At 67.6% G+C, this 17,609-nt stretch carries 16 protein-coding genes and 2 pseudogenes; 1 reads left to right on the top strand and 17 read right to left on the bottom strand.

The window, feature by feature from the left end:
* From AC4D14_RS14260 to AC4D14_RS14200, 13 genes and pseudogenes are all read right to left on the bottom strand, one after another.
* A partial coding sequence (locus AC4D14_RS14260) for a Rossmann-fold NAD(P)-binding domain-containing protein (RefSeq protein ID WP_490903298.1) occupies positions 1-510 on the bottom strand: 510 nt, incomplete at its 3' end.
* A 33-nt stretch (positions 511-543) separates the two neighbouring features.
* A complete protein-coding gene (locus AC4D14_RS14255) occupies positions 544-1,185 on the bottom strand; it encodes an HAD family hydrolase (protein WP_490903297.1) in 642 nt (213 codons plus the stop codon).
* Positions 1,186-1,240: 55 nt separating this feature from the next.
* Positions 1,241-2,752 (bottom strand): dihydrolipoamide acetyltransferase family protein, encoded by a 1,512-nt coding sequence (locus AC4D14_RS14250; RefSeq protein ID WP_490903296.1) that lies wholly within the window; start codon positions 2,750-2,752, stop codon positions 1,241-1,243.
* Between the two features lie 9 nt (positions 2,753-2,761).
* Positions 2,762-3,736 carry an alpha-ketoacid dehydrogenase subunit beta gene (locus AC4D14_RS14245; RefSeq protein WP_490903295.1) on the bottom strand — a complete coding sequence of 325 codons (975 nt, stop codon included), beginning with the start codon at positions 3,734-3,736 and terminating at the stop codon, positions 2,762-2,764.
* Positions 3,736-4,917, bottom strand: coding sequence for a pyruvate dehydrogenase (acetyl-transferring) E1 component subunit alpha (gene pdhA / locus AC4D14_RS14240; protein ID WP_490903294.1), 1,182 nt, complete (start codon positions 4,915-4,917; stop codon positions 3,736-3,738). Before pdhA ends, AC4D14_RS14245 begins: the two co-directional genes overlap by 1 nt.
* 129 nt (positions 4,918-5,046) lie before the next feature.
* Positions 5,047-6,192, bottom strand: coding sequence for a histidinol-phosphate transaminase (locus tag AC4D14_RS14235; protein ID WP_490903293.1), 1,146 nt, complete (start codon positions 6,190-6,192; stop codon positions 5,047-5,049).
* Positions 6,193-6,277: 85 nt separating this feature from the next.
* On the bottom strand, positions 6,278-8,764 hold the full coding sequence (locus AC4D14_RS14230; protein WP_490903292.1) for an ABC transporter permease: 2,487 nt from the start codon (positions 8,762-8,764) through the stop codon (positions 6,278-6,280).
* A gap of 2 nt (positions 8,765-8,766) precedes the next feature.
* Positions 8,767-9,546, bottom strand: a complete 780-nt coding sequence (locus tag AC4D14_RS14225; RefSeq protein WP_490903291.1) for an ABC transporter ATP-binding protein — start codon at positions 9,544-9,546, stop codon at positions 8,767-8,769.
* 108 nt (positions 9,547-9,654) lie between these two features.
* A pseudogene (locus AC4D14_RS14220) lies at positions 9,655-9,953 on the bottom strand (helix-turn-helix domain-containing protein); the annotation flags it as partial.
* Between the two features lie 85 nt (positions 9,954-10,038).
* On the bottom strand, positions 10,039-10,950 hold the full coding sequence (locus AC4D14_RS14215) for a sensor histidine kinase (RefSeq protein ID WP_490903290.1): 912 nt from the start codon (positions 10,948-10,950) through the stop codon (positions 10,039-10,041).
* A gap of 16 nt (positions 10,951-10,966) precedes the next feature.
* Positions 10,967-11,155, bottom strand: a pseudogene (locus tag AC4D14_RS14210) (DUF7134 domain-containing protein); the annotation flags it as partial.
* Positions 11,156-11,323: 168 nt separating this feature from the next.
* Complete coding sequence (locus AC4D14_RS14205) at positions 11,324-12,775, bottom strand: hypothetical protein (RefSeq protein WP_490903289.1); 1,452 nt, start codon at positions 12,773-12,775, stop codon at positions 11,324-11,326.
* Positions 12,772-13,113, bottom strand: a complete 342-nt coding sequence (locus tag AC4D14_RS14200) for a hypothetical protein (protein WP_490903288.1) — start codon at positions 13,111-13,113, stop codon at positions 12,772-12,774. Before AC4D14_RS14200 ends, AC4D14_RS14205 begins: the two co-directional genes overlap by 4 nt.
* A gap of 167 nt (positions 13,114-13,280) precedes the next feature.
* Between AC4D14_RS14200 and purB the strand changes: the two genes are divergently transcribed.
* On the top strand, positions 13,281-14,711 hold the full coding sequence (gene purB, locus AC4D14_RS14195; protein ID WP_490903287.1) for an adenylosuccinate lyase: 1,431 nt from the start codon (positions 13,281-13,283) through the stop codon (positions 14,709-14,711).
* A 64-nt stretch (positions 14,712-14,775) separates the two neighbouring features.
* On the opposite strand, the gene AC4D14_RS14190 is transcribed toward purB, so the two are convergent.
* The 4 genes from AC4D14_RS14190 to AC4D14_RS14175 all read right to left on the bottom strand — a co-directional run bounded on the left by AC4D14_RS14190 (position 14,776) and on the right by AC4D14_RS14175 (position 17,597).
* On the bottom strand, positions 14,776-15,300 hold the full coding sequence (locus tag AC4D14_RS14190; protein ID WP_490903285.1) for a 2'-5' RNA ligase family protein: 525 nt from the start codon (positions 15,298-15,300) through the stop codon (positions 14,776-14,778).
* Between the two features lie 4 nt (positions 15,301-15,304).
* Complete coding sequence (locus AC4D14_RS14185; protein WP_490903283.1) at positions 15,305-16,222, bottom strand: FHA domain-containing protein; 918 nt, start codon at positions 16,220-16,222, stop codon at positions 15,305-15,307.
* Between the two features lie 9 nt (positions 16,223-16,231).
* The gene (locus AC4D14_RS14180; RefSeq protein ID WP_490903282.1) at positions 16,232-16,492 is read right to left on the bottom strand and encodes a hypothetical protein; all 261 of its coding nucleotides are present in this window, start codon (positions 16,490-16,492) and stop codon (positions 16,232-16,234) included.
* A gap of 121 nt (positions 16,493-16,613) precedes the next feature.
* Positions 16,614-17,597 carry an aldo/keto reductase gene (locus tag AC4D14_RS14175; protein ID WP_490903280.1) on the bottom strand — a complete coding sequence of 328 codons (984 nt, stop codon included), beginning with the start codon at positions 17,595-17,597 and terminating at the stop codon, positions 16,614-16,616.
* Positions 17,598-17,609 lie beyond the last annotated feature (12 nt).

The following is a 17,609-nucleotide window of genomic DNA, read 5'->3' as shown; positions in this document are numbered from 1 at the left end:
GTGCATGCTTCGCCCCAGATTCCCGTACCCGAGGATTCCTACAGATGCGCGGTGCAGCAGGACCGCGTCGGTGTTGGACTCGCTGACGTACTTCTCGTTTCCGGCGCGCATCGCGCCGTCCTGATTGCTGATGCCGCGGGCGAGGTCGATCGCCAGTCCCAGAGAATACTCGGCGACCGCCTGTGAGTAGGCGGATCCGCTGCCCAGCACGCGCACACCCTGGGCGAAGGCGGCAGGATAATCCACGTTCGGGAAGAAATTGCCCTCCACGTTGATCAGCACCTTCAGCCGCCGTGCCTTGCCCAGCCTTCCTGCGTCCAGGTCGGGCTGCCCAATGATCGCGAAGGCGTCCGGCAGGTACTTCTCGAATGCCTCGTCATCCTGCGCGTCTTCAAGATCGATCACGGTGAACAGGTCATTGAGGGCTGCGAGGGCTTCTGCGGTGAAGATACGGTCACGCTTTTGGGGCGCGGGTCGAAGCAGTACAACCGGTTTCGTCAAGGGCGCCATCAGCATGTCCTCGCTAGGAGCTGCCGGATTCGGTCACAGATGTGTGGTCAGGTCTGCGTCAAGTGCGGCCCGGGGATTGTGGGAGTGGCGGACCCCCACCGTGAAAGCACCCAGCTCCTTGCCAAGCTCGAGGTAGGTATCGCTGTCCTCAAGCACGACGCACGGCGGTATGCACGCCGCCCGAAACAGCGCTTCCTTGTCCCGGCCGGGGGCCCTCCGTGCAACGCTGACGAAGGAGTCGAGCTTCCACGAGGCCAGGAGCGCCGTGATCAAGTCCGGGTCCCCGTTGGAGACGACGACCTGCTCGACAGCGACGCCCGCCAATTCCGGCATGAGGCGGGCTGCGAGCCATGAGGGCTGCAGGCTGCGCAGGGCAACCGCTGAAACGACTTCTCCCCGCTCGCGGTGCAGGTCCTGAATGTCGGCCACCGTCGAAGGAAACCCCTCGGAGATGAGGCGCTCCCAGATCCACTTCTCGGTATGCCCCACAAGATCGTCGAAGAAGCCTTCGCCCAGACCGTAGCTGCGACGCTCCGCCAGCTCGCGGTAACTGGCCTCGTGGAGTGGTTCGGTGTGCCCGACAACGCCGTCAAAATCCCAGATGACCCGTGCCCCCGCCGCTTCCTGAAGCAGCCGGGCGGACACCCGGGCTGATTCTTTCTCGCCAGCAACCATGTTCTCCCCTCGTTCCGGTGTCGGTCCCGCGGTCGAAGGCACGTGCGCCCCGGTTTCAGTCAAGCAACAGTGCCGGTTCCTCAAGGATCGACGCGACGTCGGCCATGAAGCGCGCGCTGAGGTCGCCGTCAACGACGCGGTGGTCGAATGACCCACCAAGTGTTGTGATCCAGCGGGGGATCACCTCGCCGTCAAGGACCCAGGGCTTCTGCTTGATCGTCCCGAAGGCAACGATCGCCACCTCGCCCGGGTTGATGATCGGCGTTCCCGTATCGATGCCCAGGGCGCCGATGTTGGTGATGGTGAGGGTTCCGCCCTGCATTTCGGCAGGCTGCGTGCGCCCGGCCCGCGCCGTGGTTGCGAGCTCGTTCAACGCGACAGCCAGTTCCTTCAGCGAAAGGTTCTGGGCGTCCTTGATGTTGGGCACCATCAGTCCGCGCGGCGTCGCCGCGGCAATGCCGAGGTTCATGAAGTGTTTGACGAGGATCTCCTCGTCGGTCCAGGTGGCGTTGACCGAGGGGTTGCGGGCCGCGGCCCAGATGACGGCCTTGGCAAGGATCAGCAGCGGGGACACCTTGATGCCCTCGAAGTCCCGCGATGCCTTGAGCCGCTTGACGAATTCCATGGTGCGGGAGGCATCGACGTCAACAAAGATGCTCACGTGCGGCGCCGAGAACGCGCTCTGCACCATCGCCTTGGCGGTGGCCTTGCGTACTCCCTTGACGGGGATGCGCTCAATCCGGCCCGCGCCGTACTTTTTCTTGTCGGACCAGAACGTGTCGGCGCCGTCCTGCTCGGCGTCGCGCTGGGCCTGGTAGCTGATCAGGTCCTGTTTCGTCACTTCGCCGGAGGAACCCGTTGCGGGAACGTCGGCGAGGTTGATCCCGAGGTCGCGCGCCGCCTTGCGCACCGGCGGTTTGGCAAGGACCCGGTGGAGCAGCTGGTTGAGGGTACCCGGCCGGGCTCCTGCGGCCTCCGGTGCCCGCGGCGCGGGGCTGCCGGACACTCCATCGTCCTGATGGGCGCGCACCGGTCCGGGCGCGGCCGCGGGCTGTGCGGGGGCTGCTGCCTGGGCCGGCGCTTGCGGCCGGACGGGCGCGGCGGCGCCGTTCGAGTTCGGCCCGGTCTCCACGGTGCGGCGCTGCCGGCGTTTGACGGCATCGGGCTTGGGGCCGGTGCCGACGAGCGGACCCCCGGCCTCCGGACTGGCGGCCGGCGCGTTGGGCCGGGGCGGGGTCGAGAGCTCTCCGGGCATGTCGGGTGCCGGAACTTCGCCGTCGGCACCGGCGGGCGGCTCGGTCCCCCGCGCCGGTGCAGCACCGGCGGCCGCGTCTTCGACCGAGATGATCGGGGTTCCCACCTCGACGGTCTCGCCCTCCTTCACCAGCAGCGCCGAAACCACGCCCGCGAAGGGTGAGGGCAGCTCCACGAGGGATTTCGCCGTCTCGATTTCGACGATCGTGTCATTGAGGGCAACAGTCTCGCCGGGCTTGACCTTCCACTCGACGATCTCGGCTTCGGTGAGACCTTCGCCGACGTCGGGAAGATGGAAAGTATTGAGGGTCATTCGAATTCCTTAGTAGGCGAGGGACCGGTCGAGGGCCTCGAGGACTCGGTCGATGTCGGGCAGGTAGTGCTCCTCGACCTTCGCCACGGGATAGGGCATGTGGAAACCGCCTACGCGGATCACCGGTGCCTCAAGGGAAAGGAAGGCCCGCTCCGAGATCCGGGCCGCGATTTCCCCGCCGATGCCGCCGAACGTCGGCGCTTCGTGGGCCACGATGAGGCGGCCGGTCTTCGCCACGGAGGTGGTGACGGTGTCGAAGTCGATCGGCGAGATCGAGCGCAGGTCGATCACCTCGACACTGTGTCCGTCCTCTTCGGCCGCGTTGGCCGCGGCAAGGGCGACGGGCACGAGGGGACCGTAGGCGACGATTGTCGCGTCGGTTCCGGCGCGCACCACCTGGGCCGTGAAGGGATCGGCCGACGGAGCCGTCGTGTCCACCTCGCCCTTGAGCCAGTAGCGGCGCTTGGGTTCGAAAACGATGACCGGGTCCTGGCTGTCGATGGCCTGCTGGATCATCCAGTAGGCGTCCTGAGGGTTGGACGGGGTGATGATGCGCAGGCCCGCGGTGTGCGCGAACAGCGCTTCCGGCGACTCGGAGTGGTGTTCGACGCTGCCGATGCCGCCCCCGTAGGGAATGCGGATGACGACAGGGGCGCTGAGCATTCCATCGCTGCGGGTGTGAAGCTTGGCGAGCTGGGTGGTGATCTGGTTGAACCCGGGGAAGACGAATCCGTCGAACTGGATCTCGCAGACGGGCCGGTACCCGCGCAGCGCCAGCCCGATGGCGGTGCCGATGATTCCCGACTCCGCCAGGGGGGAGTCGACAACCCGGTCTTCGCCGAAGTCGCGCTTGAGCCCGTCGGTGACCCGGTACACGCCGCCGAGGTCGCCGATGTCCTCACCCATGAGCAGGGTCTTGGGGTTGTTGGTGAGCGCGGCGCGCAGGCCCTCATTGATCGCCTTGGCGATTGTCATAACGGCCATCAGAGTGCTTCTCCGTTCCCGGCGAAGCCGGCTTCATAATCCCGCCAGGCCTGGAGTTCCTCCTGCACGAGCGGGTGCGGCTCGGCGTACACGGTGTTGAAGCGCGACTCCATGCCCGGGGACTGCATTGCCTTGACGTCGCGGCGCAGATCGGCCGCCATCGCGTTCCCCGCACTCGTGAGTTCCTCGAAGAAGGTGTCGTCGGCCTTGCCCGTGTCGCGCAGGTGCCGTTCGAGGCGCGCCAGGGGATCCCGCGGATGCCAGTCCTCCTCCTCCCGGGCGAGCCGGTACTTGGTGGGATCGTCGGCGGTGGTGTGGGCGCTCATCCGGTAGGTGAAGGCCTCGATCAGCACCGGGCCCTTGCCGCTGCGGGCGTGTTCGAGCGCCCAGTTGGTCACCGCTTCGACGGCGACGACGTCGTTTCCATCAACCCGTACGCCCGGGAAGCCGTAGCCCTCGGCGCGCTTGGCGAGGGGGATGCGGGTCTGCACCGAGGAGGGAACGGAGATGGCCCAGTGGTTGTTCTGGCAGAAGAAGACAACAGGCGCGTTGAAGGACGATGCAAACACCATTGCTTCATGCACATCACCCTCGGAGCTCGCACCGTCTCCGAAGTAGGCAACGGATGCGGCGCCCGGAAGCTCGGGATCCGCGGCGCGGTCGCGCTGGATGCCCATCGCATACCCGACCGCGTGCAGGGTCTGGGCCGCGAGCACGAGCGTGTAGAGGTGGAAGTTCCGCTCCCGCGGATCCCATCCGCCGTTGGTGATGCCACGGAACAGGCCCATGATCTGTGAGAGTTCGACGCCGCGGGTCAGGGCCACCCCGTGTTCCCGGTAGGTGGGGAAGGCGTAGTCCTGCGGCTGCATGGCACGCCCCGAGCCGATCTGTGCCGCCTCCTGGCCGGTCAGCGGCACCCACAATGCCAGCTGGCCTTGGCGCTGGAGGGCTGTTCCCTCCTGATCCAGGCGGCGGACCAGAAACATATCGCGGTACAGGGTCTTCAGGTGGGCCGCATCGGTGCCGCCGGAAAAGGCTGAATACTCGGGGTTGTCGGTCAGGACGCCGTCCTCGTTGAGGAACTGCACCATCGCCGGCCCTGGTGAAGGGTCGGGCTGCTGAAGGGACAGCGCGATTTCCTCCGACTCGAACTCGGCTGCGGGCAAACGGGCGCCACTCATGTCCACTCCTAATTCGACGCATGCTCCCTTCGGCATATTTCGAGGAGGCATACACCGGGATACATATGTTCGTTAAACGTTCGCTCCCCAGCGTAGCCAGTGGTACCGCTCGAACCTATTTAAGTCTTCCTAGCAGGGGCCGGGCGCGTGCCGGTATCCTGCGCACAACTCAAGGAACCGGCTGTTGGCCTCGGGCTCGCCGATGCTCACCCGTACCCCCTCGGACCCGAAGGCCCGGACTGAAAGCGCCTGCTGTTCGGCCAGCAGTGCGAACTCCCCCGACTGTTCTCCGAGGGAGAGCCAGATGAAGTTTCCTGCAGGTTCGGGGACGGTCCAGCCGAGCCCGCGCAGGCCCGTGAGCACCCGCTCCCGCTCGCCCACGATGCTCTCCACGCGGTCCGCCACCTCATCGAAGTGCTGCAGGGAGGTTACTGCGGCCGCCTCGGCAATCTGGGAAACAGCGAACGGCACGGCACTGACCCGCAGGTGCTCCGTGAGCGCCGGGTTCGACACCGAGTAGCCGACGCGCAGGCCGGCGAGCCCGTGGGCTTTTGAGAACGTCCGCAGCACGATGACGTTCTCATGGCGCCGGTAGACGGAGATGCCGTCCACCGCCCCGGGCGTCCGCACGAACTCCTGGTAGGCCTCGTCAATGACGACCACGACCGATGCCGGCACACGATCGAGGAACCGCTCGACCTCCTCCTCCGTGAGGGCCGGCCCGGTCGGGTTGTTGGGCGTGCAAAGCAGGATGACGCGGGTCTTGTCGGTCACCGCATCGGCCATCGCATCGAGGTCGTGGGTGCCATCCTCCTTCACGGGGATCTGGCGGCCCACCGCCCCGGCGAGCCCGACGCAGATCGGGTACGCCTCGAAGGAGCGCCAGGCGTAAATCACCTCGTCGGGGGCATCGAAGTCGTTCTGGCCCGCGAAGGCCGCGAGGATCTGGTTGAGCGCGCCGAGGCTGCCGGCGCCCGTGACGATGTCCGCCGCCGGCACATCGAGGAAGCCTGCGAGCTCCGTGCGGAGGGCGGTGGACAGTGGATCCGGGTACCGGTTGACGTTGATTTGTCCGCTGATTGCCTCGAGCACGGCGGGCAGCGGCGGAAGCGGGTTCTCGTTCGAGGACAGCTTGTAGCTGCGCAGGCCCTCGACGACCACCGGGGGCTTGCCGGCAGCATAGCGGGGAAGGCGTCCGAGCACTGCTCGGGGGTGGACTGTCGGTTCGGTTTCCGCGGTGGGAGCCTCAACGCTTTCGTTCTCAATGGACGTCATGGCCCTAGCCTAGTGCCGGGTACTGGAACTCCTACAGGTCCGCCGCGGTTCTCACTGCGGCTTTTGCCGCCTTCCCCGCCCGACCTCAATCGGCAGCGAGTCCCGTGACAGGGGACTGGCGCGCCGCCCGCCGTGCAGGGAGAACGGAAGCCAGGAGGGCCGCCGTGATGGCCGCCATCAGTACGCCGAGGACCTGGAGCCAGGGAACCAAAGGGACGACGTCGGCGATCGAGCCGATTGCCGCCTGCGTTCCGAGCCAGCCGTAGGCGAGGCCAAGCACAATGCCGAGTACTGCTGCGACTCCCGCGATGAGCACCGCCTCAACGGCGAGCATCGCGCGCAGTTGCCGGCGGGTCAGTCCAAGTGCCCTCAGGAGGGCCGACTCCCGGGTACGTTCAAGCACCGACAGCGAGAGAGTGTTCGCCACGCCAATGAGGGCGATCAGCACGGCTACGGCAAGCATCGCCGTCACGACGAGCAGCAGCACATCGATCACCCTGTCGTAGGCGGCACGCTCCACGGCGGCACCCGTGATCTGTTGGGGCGAGATCCCGAGCGTGTCAGCGATTTCGCCCTGCAGATCCTCAACGGCGGAGCCCTCCAGCGTGTCATCGATGCGCAGCCAGAGCTTCGGTTCGACCGGCACCCCGGCACTGTCAACGACCGGACCGTTTGCCAGCAGCGCGGCTGTGGCCGCTGTGACAAGCGGGGTGAACGTGCGGGCTTCGACCTCCCGGGCGGGTAGTTCGATCCGCGTGTCCGCTCCCTCGAGCGTGATGCTGCCGACCCCCGTGTCCTTCGGGACAAGGACGACGCCGTCCACCGGCCGCACCGCCTGGGTGCGCAGCACCTCCTTCAGCTCACCACCGGCCGTATAGACGGGCCGCTCACCACTCTCCGGTCCGGAAATCCCGACCGGCAAAAGCACAGTGCTCGATGCGACGCCGTCGAGCGCGGCAACGGCAGCTTCCGCTTCCTGCCCGGTTCCCGCGCGTCCGACTCCGTGTACCTCGACGTCAACGGGATAGCTCCGCGACAGTTCCTCGGTCAGGGCCGAGCGCGCGGTGTGGGCCCCCGACATCATCATCGTCACAAGGGTCACGCCGATCAGGAGGGCGGAGGCCGTTGCCGCAGTGCGGGCGGGATTCCGGACAGCGTTCAGCGCAGCGAGGCGTCCGGGGATGCCCAGCGGTGCCGCGAGGAGGCCTGCACCGGCAACCGCGCGGGGCAGGAGTACGGCGCTGCATAGAAGGATGCCGGCGAAGGACACCACTCCCCCGGCGAGGGCGGCACGCAGTTCCGCATCGGCAGCCGCTTTGGCGAGCAGGGCGGTCCCGGCGAGCACCATCACCGCTCCCACCGCCAGCCGCACCCTGCCTTTTGCCGTTGACGCCGTGGCGGCATCGGATGGGCGCATCGCCGCGATGGGCGGAACGGCGGTCGCCGCACGGGCCGGGATGGAAGCGGCCGCAATAGTAAGGAGCACTCCTGCAACGAGCCCGGTCAGAACCGAAGAGGCGGAAACGTCGAGGACCGCGAAGGCGGTTACGTCGGAGCGCCGGGCAACCTGCACGAGGGTCCACATCACGCCGGTTGCGAGCAGCACGCCCAGCACTGCGGAAACCAGGCCGACCACTGCCGCCTCGAGCAGGACCGACGACCGGATCTGGCTGCGCGTGGCACCGATGGACCGCAGCAGGGCAAGCTCGCGGGTGCGCTGTGCCACAAGCACGGAGAACGTGTTGGCAATGACGAGCCCTGATACGAAGACCGCAACGACGGCGAATGCGAGAAGGACCAGCTCAAGCTCGCGTTCACCGCCGGAGAGTGCGGCGACGTCGGCCAGGGTCTGCTCATCGGCTGTGGCCACCGTGGCGTTGATGCCCGCCGCCCCGAGCCGGGACTCAATGGCGGACGCCACCACGGCGGGGTCCGTGCCATCCGCAATCGCCACCTGAACGTTCCGGGGATGGTCCTGCCCTCCGGTGAGGCTCCGCGTCAGTCCATCCCGGCCATGGAGCTGGGGGGTCCCGGCACGGTCGGGGTCGAAGGAGGTGGCGGTGATCCCGACGACGCTCACGGTCCGGGCAGCCGGCTCCACACCCCGATCCTGTGAACCAGAGGATATGGAGAGCGCGTCGCCCAGGTGCACCTTCAGACGCTTGGCGGATGCCGCATCAAGGGTGACTTCGGATCCGGTGGTGGGGAACCGGCCCTGCTCCAGCCCTGAGGTTTCGAGCACGGCCGGGGCGGCGTTCTCGATGATTGCGGTGCTCGCCCTGCCTCCGGTTGAAAGGGTCAGGTAGCCCCGGATCAGGGCGTAGCTTTCCGTGACGCCCTCGGCGGCCGCAACAGTTCCCAGGGCGTCACGGGGCAGCTGGTTCTCGGCGGCGCTCACGACGAGGTCGGCCTTTGCATAGCCTGCGCCGACGCTCTGGCGCAGGGTGGCGTGGGTTGTGTCTCCCAAGATCAGTGTTGCGGAGAGGAAGCCGGCACCAAGCATGACGGCGAGGCCGACGGCGATGAACCGCCGGGCGTTGATCCTTAGTTGGGCAAGGGCTACAGCGCGCATCCCTACGCCCCCAGCTTCGAGAGCTCGGCCAGGACGCTGTCCGTGTCGGGGTTGTCGAGCTGGCTTACGAGTTCACCGTCATTCATGAGCATCACGCGGTCGGCGTAGGAGGCCGCGCCGGGGTCGTGGGTGACCATGATGATGCTCTGGCCCATCTCGCGCGTGCTGCGGCGCAGGAGGTCGAGCACTTCCGCTCCGGCTTTGGAGTCGAGGTTTCCGGTTGGTTCATCGGCGAAAATCACCTCAGGGCGGGTGAGCAGCGCCCGGGCCACGGCCACGCGCTGTTGCTGGCCTCCGGAGAGCTGATGGGGGCGGTGGCTCAGACGGTCGGTCAGACCCAGGGATGCAGTGATCTGGCGCAGCCAGGACCGGTCAACGGACCGCCCGGCCAGTGCGACCGGCAGGGTGATGTTCTGCTCCGCCGTCAATGTCGGAACGAGGTTGAATGCCTGGAAGACGAAACCTACGCGGTCCCTCCGCAGGTGGGTCAGCTGCGTGTCGTTCATCCCGGTGATCTCCGTGCCGCCAAGCTGGATGAATCCCGAGTCCACCGAGTCCAGGCCTGCGAGGCAGTGCATCAGCGTTGACTTTCCCGAACCGGAAGGCCCCATGATCGCGGTGAACCTGCTTCGCCCAAAATCCAGGGTGACATTCCTCAGTGCATGAACCCGGGTATCTCCCGAGCCGTAGGTCTTGTTGAGTTCCTGGGCCGCGACGGCGGAACTTCCGGCGGTTGGGGCTGGAGCGGGAATGGGATGCTGGCTGTTCACAAAGCTGGTCATCATTCAAAGCTATGCAACACCGCGCTGTTCCGGATCAGCCTGCAGCCTGAACCCTTCCCGGCCGTTCTCATACCCTGGTATGAGACAAGCTCTACCCCGGGCCGCCGCTCAGGGGGTCACCACGCCGGCCTGGTAGGCGATCACCACGGCCTGCACCCGGTCCGGTGCCTGCAGCTTGGCCAAAAGGTGCCCGACATGGGTTTTTACGGTGGCCTCAGAGAGGAAGAGTTCGGCCGCAAGCTCGCCGTTGGCCCGCCCTTGCGCGATCAGTACGAAGACCTCCCGCTCTCGGGCAGCCAGCGCGTCGACGCCGCCGGCCTGCCGGGCGCCCGGGGCGTAGATCGGCGAAGCATTGGAGCGGGGTGGTCGAGCAGGCGACGGGTTGAGGGCGCGATGACTGCATCCCCTGGGAGTTCACGAGCATCTTGAATCCGCTGCGCACGAGCTGCTGGTCGTCGACAAGGGCTACCCGGATTGGCGAAGAGTCCATTGTCATACCTCGGTATAGGGAAGAAAGGCGCGGACCCGGAAGCCTCCCCCGGTCCTGGGGGCCGCCTCCACGGCGCCGTCATAGAGCCGCACACGTTCGGCCATGCCGGAGATCCCCTGGCCGGCCCCGGCGGTGGCGGGATCGGTGGCAGCGCCGAGTCCGTCGTCGTTGATGGTCAGGTCCAGTCCGCGCGGGGTGAACACCACCTCAACGGTAGCGCTCGCCTGCCCGCCGGCATGCTTGAGCACGTTGGTGAGGGCCTCCTGGACCACGCGGTAGGCGGTCAGTTCCGCACCCGCGGGCAGGTTCCGGCGCGGAGTCCCCGTGGTGGTGAGGCGCACCTCGACGCCGGACCGCCGGACCGCTTCAACCAGCCCCTCCAGGTCATCAAGCGTCGGCAAGGGGCGCGTCGAGGCCGTTTCGTCGCCCCGGAGCACTCCGAGCAGGCGCCGCATCTCCCGCAGCGAGCCACGGCCGGTTTCGGCGATAGTGCCAAGGGTCTGCACTGCGAGTTCGGGGGACTGCGCGCTGGCGTAACGGGCGCCGTCGGCCTGGGTGATGATCACCGACAGCGAGTGGGCGACGATGTCGTGCATTTCCCGGGCAATGTGGCTTCGCTCATCGGCTGCGGCAAGTTCGCGTTCCTGCTCCCGTTCGATTTCGAGCCGCCGTGTCCTGTCCTCAAGAGCCCTGAGGTTCAGGCGGCGGTTGCGGGCAAGGTCGCCGGCGGTCCAGCACAGGAGGACGAAGGACTCGAGCAGGAGGAAGAGCAGCACCGCGAATGGAAGTGTCGACAGGGTGCCTGTGGCCGGGGTCAGCCCGTACTCGCCGCCGAACCTGGCGATTCCGGCGGGAACTCCCGCCACGGCGAGCGAGGCCTCCGAGACGCGCCCAGCGGGGGGCGTAGGCGGCAAGTGCGTACAGTGACACCAGCGCCACGGCCTGTGCCGGCACCGGAGGGTAGCCCACCACGAGCTGGACCACGGAGAGTGCGGCAATGGCGCCGGCGGATCCGACAACGTGCGTCCGCCGCCACAGGAGCGGAATGATGAGCAGGGCCGAGACGCCGGCGCCAACGAAGTCCCGACGCAGGACCAGCGGAACACCCACCAGGACCATTCCCACGGCGAGGGTGTAGGCCAGGTCGACCTTTCCCGGGTTGCCGTGTGCCCACCCGGCGAGGCGGTGGTGGATATCCATGGGTACCAACTCTAGGGCTGGACATCGCCGCGGGCCTCAGTCCACGGGTGGAGATTGGCGCTCGGAAGCCCCGGGATGCGGGCTGGTTCATCGCCTGCCGCGCTCTGTCCGCAGAGAGCTGTCCGAAGGGCCTCCCCGGCGGCGTCCGGGGTCCGGCGCCGCGTCGGGCGGGGGCTGGGGAAGAGGAGGCTGGGGAGGATGAGGCTGGGGAACCCGCACGGCCTGGTAGAGGTACCGCCGTGCGGCTCCCGATGTGCCCGCCGCCGCGAGAATGGCGGCCGAGGGCGCAAGTGATGCGAGGGAACTCGAGTCGACGAACCGGGCGCCTTCCTCATAAGCGGCCAGCTTATGGGCCGTCCCAAGGCCCTTGCCCTCGGTGCGGCCTTCTGCGTCGGTGCCGCGCACGGGCACCGCCGAGTCGAGGGTGACCGTGACCCGCTGTGTTTCGTCGGGGTTGGCGGCGGCGTCGACAAGCGGCACCGCGTCCTTCCGGTGTTCGAGGTGGAGGTATTCGGCCTCCGTGGACCCTTCCCACCCCGTGGGGGAACCGGCTGTGACAACCAGCTGCACGTCGTACTCGCCGCCGAGGGCTGTTTCCCCCGCAAGATTCATTGCGTGAAGGCCGCCCTGGCTGTACCCGGCAATCACCACCTGATCGCCGGTGGATGCCCCTGATGCCTCCAACGCTCGGGCCACCGCTGCCGCAACGAAGCGGCTGTCCTGGTTCACCGCTTCTGCATTCCCGGAGAGGTCGAAGGGGTTGAGGGAGTCCGTCTCGGTCCCCTGGGTGCCGGGGAGCACCACGATGTAGACAGGGCCCTCGTCCGGCCCGGTGCGCAGGATTTCGAAGGATTCCGGGGCTTCTGCCTCGACTGCTTCGATCCGGGTGATCAGCGCTCCGACCGTTCCGGCGAACGGTACGTCCCCCGGCGGGCCAGGGTGTGGGTGCAGCTCAAGGGGCCGGGGAACCAGCAAACCTTGCCGCCTTGAGGCCTCGGCCGCCGCCCGGGCAACGCCCTCGGCGCTTCGTGAGGCAGAGAGGACCGCCGCCGCCGCGAGCGCCTCCGCGATCTCGTAGGCGGTGCGGCTTGCCCGCAGCCTGTCGGCCGCCGTTTCGAGTTCCCGCGCGGTGTAGGCCACCGACGACGAGGCCTCGGTCACCGCGGCAGCCGCCGCGTAACCAGCACGCATGAGGTTGGCGCAGCCGGCGCCCGGCCCGGCCAGGAGATCCACTGGTATGCCGGCCGGTGATAGGGCCGCGAATCGTTGCCGGTCAAGGTCTGCCGCAATGTAGAGCAGAGACGTGCCCACAGCGCCGGCGGCCTCGGCAAGGGTCCTCAGAGTTCCCTCGGCCCGCTCGAGTTCCTCCCATTGGAAGCGGATGCCCCCAATGCCGCCGCGCACGCTGAGCCACCGGTCGGTCTGGGGCACCGGCGCCAGGCGCGGCTCGGTCCCGGCCGCCAGCCCCGTCCCGGTTGCAAGCCATGCACCGCCGACGTCGCGGGCCTGCGCGGCAGAGTTGGTCGACGGGCGCCTCACTGGAAGCTGCACCCGCCGGCGTCAGGGGTCGGCTTCGATGAAAGCAGGGCGTCTTCGTAGAGTTCGGCAAGCCGTGCGGCAGTGCGCAACAGCTCCACCGCCTCCGCCAGGGCGCTGCTGCGGCAGCCGAGGTAGTCCCGGAAATTCCTGCCGGCCGGAGACTCCCACTCGAGGAAGGCAACCCGGGTGGCTGCCGCCTGGACCTCCTCGAGTTGAAGAGCCTGTTCCCGCAGGCGGGCGGCGGTTGATGAATCGGTCGACCGGGGGAACGGGCTGAAACTGGGCGCAGTGGATGCGTACGAGTCGAACCCATACTCAAGGAACTCCCCTCGGACCACGGGCACCTCCTCGGCTGCACACCTGCCGGGCCGCCGGTGTTGGACCGGCGTGCCTCGGACCTGCTTCCTCAACGGTATTGGGCCGCGACGGCCGGGCACGCCGGCGGCCCTGCATGTGGATATCCGCCGTGGCACGGCCCGCCGATGCCGCGTGGAATGATTGAGCCATGGCTGATATTTCACCGTCCCGGGTTGACCTTGCATCCATTCCCCAAGGAGAAACGCCATCGTTGGCGTTAGGGCCGCTTGACGGAAGGTACAGGGAAAGCGTTGTCCCCCTCGTCAACTACCTCTCCGAAGGCGCGCTGAACCGCGACCGCATCCATGTGGAAGTCGAGTGGTTCATCCACCTCACCCGTTCGTCGGTGCTGCCCGGAGCCGGACCGCTTGACGCGGACCAGGAAGACGCCCTCCGGGAGATGGTGCGCACCTTCGATGCCTCCTCCGCGGCGGAACTCGCCGACATCGAGAAGGTCACGGTGCACGACGTGAAGGCCGTCGAGTATTTCATCGGCCGCCGCCTTCCCGCCCTGGGCCTTGAGCGGCTCAAGCCGCTCATCCATTTCGGGTGCACCTCCGAGGACATTAACAATCTTGCCTACGCGCTCGGCGTCAAGGGCGCGGTCCAGGACGTCTGGCTTCCCGCGGCGCGCAGGCTTGTCGGGGCAATTGAAGACCTCGCCCGCGGCTCGCGGTCGGTGGCGATGCTCTCCCGCACCCACGGACAACCGGCGACGCCGACAACCCTGGGCAAGGAACTCGCTGTCACGGCACACCGGCTGAGCCGCCAGCTCCGGCGCATTGAAGCCACGGAGTTCCTTGGGAAGATCAACGGGGCGACGGGCACCTACGCGGCGCATTACGCGTCGGTTCCCACGGCGGACTGGCAGGACGTGGCGAAGTCCTTCGTCGAAGGACTCGGACTGACGTGGAATCCGCTGACCACCCAGATCGAGTCGCACGACTGGCAGGCCGAGCTGTATTCCGACGTCGCACGGTTCAACCGGATCCTCCACAACTTCTGCACCGATGTGTGGAGCTACATCTCAATCGGATATTTCGCGCAGGTCCCCGTTGCCGGGGCCACCGGTTCCTCGACCATGCCGCACAAGGTGAACCCGATCCGCTTCGAGAACGCTGAAGCGAACCTCGAGATCTCCTCATCGTTCCTTGATGTCCTGGCGTCTACGCTCGTCACCTCCCGGTGGCAGCGTGACCTCACCGATTCATCGAGCCAGCGCAACATCGGGGTGGCTTTCGGGCATTCCCTCCTTGCCCTGTCGAACGTGGAGAAGGGCCTTGGCCGTCTCGATGTCGCCGAAGGCGCGATCGCCGCGGACCTCGAGCACAACTGGGAGGTCCTCGGAGAGGCCGTCCAGATGGTGATGCGCGCCGAGGCCGTTGCCGGGGTCCCCGGCCTGGACGACCCGTACGAGCGGCTCAAGGACCTCACGCGCGGTCAGCGGGTTGACGCCGGCCGCATGCGGGAATTCGTCGCGGGGCTGGGCTTGAGCAGCGAAGCGGAAGAGCGGCTCCTGAAACTCACCCCCGGAGGGTACACGGGCATCGCCCGTGACCTGGTCGACCACCTGGGCTGACGCCGGCTGCTCCGCTCCGCCGTCCGCGGAGGACGCGGGTGAACCCCTTCGGGAAGGACCGCGGTCAGCCCGGACCCAGGTGAACGGTGCGTTTCGCGGCACTATCCCAGCGCCGTGCCTGGACCGCGCAGGGCGTTTCGGCGGCGCCGTGGACTGCCGGTATGGCGGTTCCAAGCTGCTCCTGCGTCACACCGCGGGCGAGGGTCACGTGTGGGCTCCACTGCCCGGGCCGGGTTGTGGCAAACGCGGTGTCGAGGTCGGCAAGCACGCGCCAGACCCTGCGGTGGAGTTCCGCCAGCGCTTCGGAAAGCACCACCTGGCGTGTCATCACGTATTTCCCCTGGTGCCCGCCGAAAAGCAGCAGCCCCCCAAAGCACAGCTTCAGGGGGAGGCCTGCGACGGCTTCCTCAAGGGCGTCGTCGTACTGGCCTCCGATGACCGGCGCCGCCACAAGGGTGATGTGGGGACGGTTGCTGGGCGCGGTGTGCCGCGACTGGCTCGGAAGGCCAAGGCCCTCGAGCCGGAGCCAGTCGCCGCGCACCGCGTCCTCGGACCCGGCGTCGAGCAGGAGTTCAACGCTGTCGGCCATCCGGTCAGCGCGGCGGCCGCCGCGGTCCGCCGATCCCCTCCGAGCCGTCCCGCTCGGTGGCACCCGTCCGCGGATTGCGCTGCGGCCGCTGGTAGGCGAATTCGCCGCCGCTCCGCCCGCCGAAGGGCCGCCCGTGGTCCGCATACTCCTCCCGGAAGAAGGCAAGGCACCACCCGCCGAGCTGGATTCTTGCCCCGGTGCGCAGGACCGACGGCCCGGTGCCGTTGACGCTGCCACTCACCTTTGCGTGCGGCACCAGGACGTATTCGTCGTTGGCGTCGTGCACAATTTCGGCGTGGAGGCCCTCGATTCCGTCGAGCCGCAACGAGGCATCCTCGCCGCTGCCAATGCTCGTCCTCTCGGCGGAAAGCTCGAACTGGCGTGGAATCTGGCCCTCCCACCGCTCGGTGTCCCGCACGAAGATCAGGCGCGGACGCCCGCCGCCCGGAGCGTAGTGCGTGGTGGTGATTTTGCGCCGGATGCGCCGGTTGACGGTGGGGACGAGGGGAAGCGGCGTCGACGGGGGCACCAGCGCAACCGCGCCGCCGCTCTCGACCACACGCCGGCCGACGTGCCACAGGGGCGCGAGCGCCGAGGCGGATCCCAGCCGGATGTGAGGCGAGCGGGTCAGCAGGCGCTGCGCCATCGAGGTTTCGACGGCACCGAGACTGAAGAGGTCGCCCTTGGGCCCGCTCACTGCCACCGACAAACCGAGTCCGGCCAGTGTTTTCGCGAACGCGCGCACGCCGCCAACCGAGGGAAGGGCGGCACCCCTGAAGGCCCCCGGGTTGTCGCAGTAGATATCCACCCGCGACCCCGCGGCGCGGACGGTTCCGCTGAGACGTGCCGGCGGCCCGTCGGCGGTGCCCGGTTCGGTCAGTGAAAAATCGAGCTCGATGTCGAGCCGAAGACGCTGCTCCATCTCGGGCCGTCAGCCGCGGTGGGAGTCGGAGCCCGGAGCATCGTTGTCGCTTGTGGTGATGCGCAATGTGCCATTGAACTTCCAGGTGGCGCGCGGCGCATCGGGCCCGATGTCCCGGGGAACTTCGACCGTCATGTCGATGAGGCTGTAGTTGACGGCGGCGCCCTTGCCGGTGAGGTAGGACCACATTTCCTCGGCGAGGTCGGCCCAGTCCCGGATCGAGTGGCTGTCGCGCCCAGCGGCGGAAAGATTGGAGGTTGATTCAGTCATGGTCGATTCCTTAAATGGATGATTCAACAATGACAGACGCCCTCTAACACCGTCTGACTTAGGTGCATTCAACCTTAGCCGAGGGGCCGGGATACCGGAACCCTGCCGAAGGACCTCCTTGCTACCAGCGCGGGTGGATGACCGCCCTGAGCCGCTCGTCGTAAATGTTCTGGACTCCGCCCTGGAGTGCTGCGCCGAGATCGGCGAGGTCGGCCGCGGCCGCGTTGTCCCGGGCCTGCTGCGGGGTGCGGGCACCGGGGATGACGGTGCTGACGCCGTCCTGGGCCAGAACCCAGGCCAGCGCCGCCTGCGGGGTGCTCACGCCGTTCGGCACGAGCCGCGCGAACTCCTGTGCAGCCGCCACCCCGGTCTCAAAGTCGACGCCGGAAAACGTCTCCCCGACGTCGAAGGCCGCGCCGTTCCGGTTGTAGGTGCGGTGGTCGTTTTCAGCGAAAACTGTGTCTTTGCTGTACCTGCCTGACAACAGGCCCGACGCCAGCGGAACCCTCGCAATGATGCCGACCCCGGCCGCCCGGGCAGCCGGGAGCACCTCGTCGAGGGGTTTGAGGCGGAAGGCGTTGAGGATGATCTGCACCGTCGCCGTGCCCTCCCGTGCGATCGCGGCAAGTGCCTCGTCGGTGCGCTCCACGCTGACGCCGTAGTGCCGGATCGCCCCGTCCTCGACGAGGGTGTCGAGCGCGTCGTACACGGCATCGGTGCTGTAGACCTCCGAGGGAGGACAGTGAAGCTGGACGAGGTCGAGAACATCGACCCCAAGGTTGGAGCGGGACCGGTCCACCCACCTCCGGAAGTTGTCCAGGCGGTACTGCCCGGGCTCCTGCTCCACCCGGCGGCCCATTTTCGTCGCGACGGTCATCTCGAGGCCCGGATTCGCCGCAAGGAACGCCCCGATCGTCTTTTCGCTCCGGCCGTCACCGTAGACGTCGGCTGTGTCGAAAAAGGTCGTTCCGGCGGAGGCGGCGGCGTCGAGGACCGCCATGGCCTGCGCATCGGTGACGTCGCCCCAGTCCGCTCCGAGCTGCCAAGTTCCCAGCCCCACGACGGAAACGGCGCGTCCGGTCCTGCCCAAGATTCGTTGTTCCATAGACCGACTATA

This window comes from Arthrobacter sp. TJ-254, from assembly GCF_058269175.1.
The sequence above is the reverse complement of the archived record's forward strand: the minus strand, read 5'-3'. Positions and strand labels throughout refer to the sequence as shown.

Coding starts and splice junctions, on each gene's coding strand:
- AC4D14_RS14225 (WP_490903291.1), bottom strand. CDS start 9,546: ATGACCAGCTTTGTGAACAGCCAGCATCCCATTCCCGCTCCAGCCCCA.
- pdhA (WP_490903294.1), bottom strand. CDS start 4,917: ATGAGTGGCGCCCGTTTGCCCGCAGCCGAGTTCGAGTCGGAGGAAATC.
- AC4D14_RS14230 (WP_490903292.1), bottom strand. CDS start 8,764: ATGCGCGCTGTAGCCCTTGCCCAACTAAGGATCAACGCCCGGCGGTTC.
- AC4D14_RS14175 (WP_490903280.1), bottom strand. CDS start 17,597: ATGGAACAACGAATCTTGGGCAGGACCGGACGCGCCGTTTCCGTCGTG.
- AC4D14_RS14255 (WP_490903297.1), bottom strand. CDS start 1,185: ATGGTTGCTGGCGAGAAAGAATCAGCCCGGGTGTCCGCCCGGCTGCTT.
- AC4D14_RS14185 (WP_490903283.1), bottom strand. CDS start 16,222: ATGGAGCAGCGTCTTCGGCTCGACATCGAGCTCGATTTTTCACTGACC.
- AC4D14_RS14180 (WP_490903282.1), bottom strand. CDS start 16,492: ATGACTGAATCAACCTCCAATCTTTCCGCCGCTGGGCGCGACAGCCAC.
- AC4D14_RS14235 (WP_490903293.1), bottom strand. CDS start 6,192: ATGACGTCCATTGAGAACGAAAGCGTTGAGGCTCCCACCGCGGAAACC.
- AC4D14_RS14250 (WP_490903296.1), bottom strand. CDS start 2,752: ATGACCCTCAATACTTTCCATCTTCCCGACGTCGGCGAAGGTCTCACC.
- purB (WP_490903287.1), top strand. CDS start 13,281: ATGGCTGATATTTCACCGTCCCGGGTTGACCTTGCATCCATTCCCCAA.
- AC4D14_RS14245 (WP_490903295.1), bottom strand. CDS start 3,736: ATGGCCGTTATGACAATCGCCAAGGCGATCAATGAGGGCCTGCGCGCC.
- AC4D14_RS14190 (WP_490903285.1), bottom strand. CDS start 15,300: ATGGCCGACAGCGTTGAACTCCTGCTCGACGCCGGGTCCGAGGACGCG.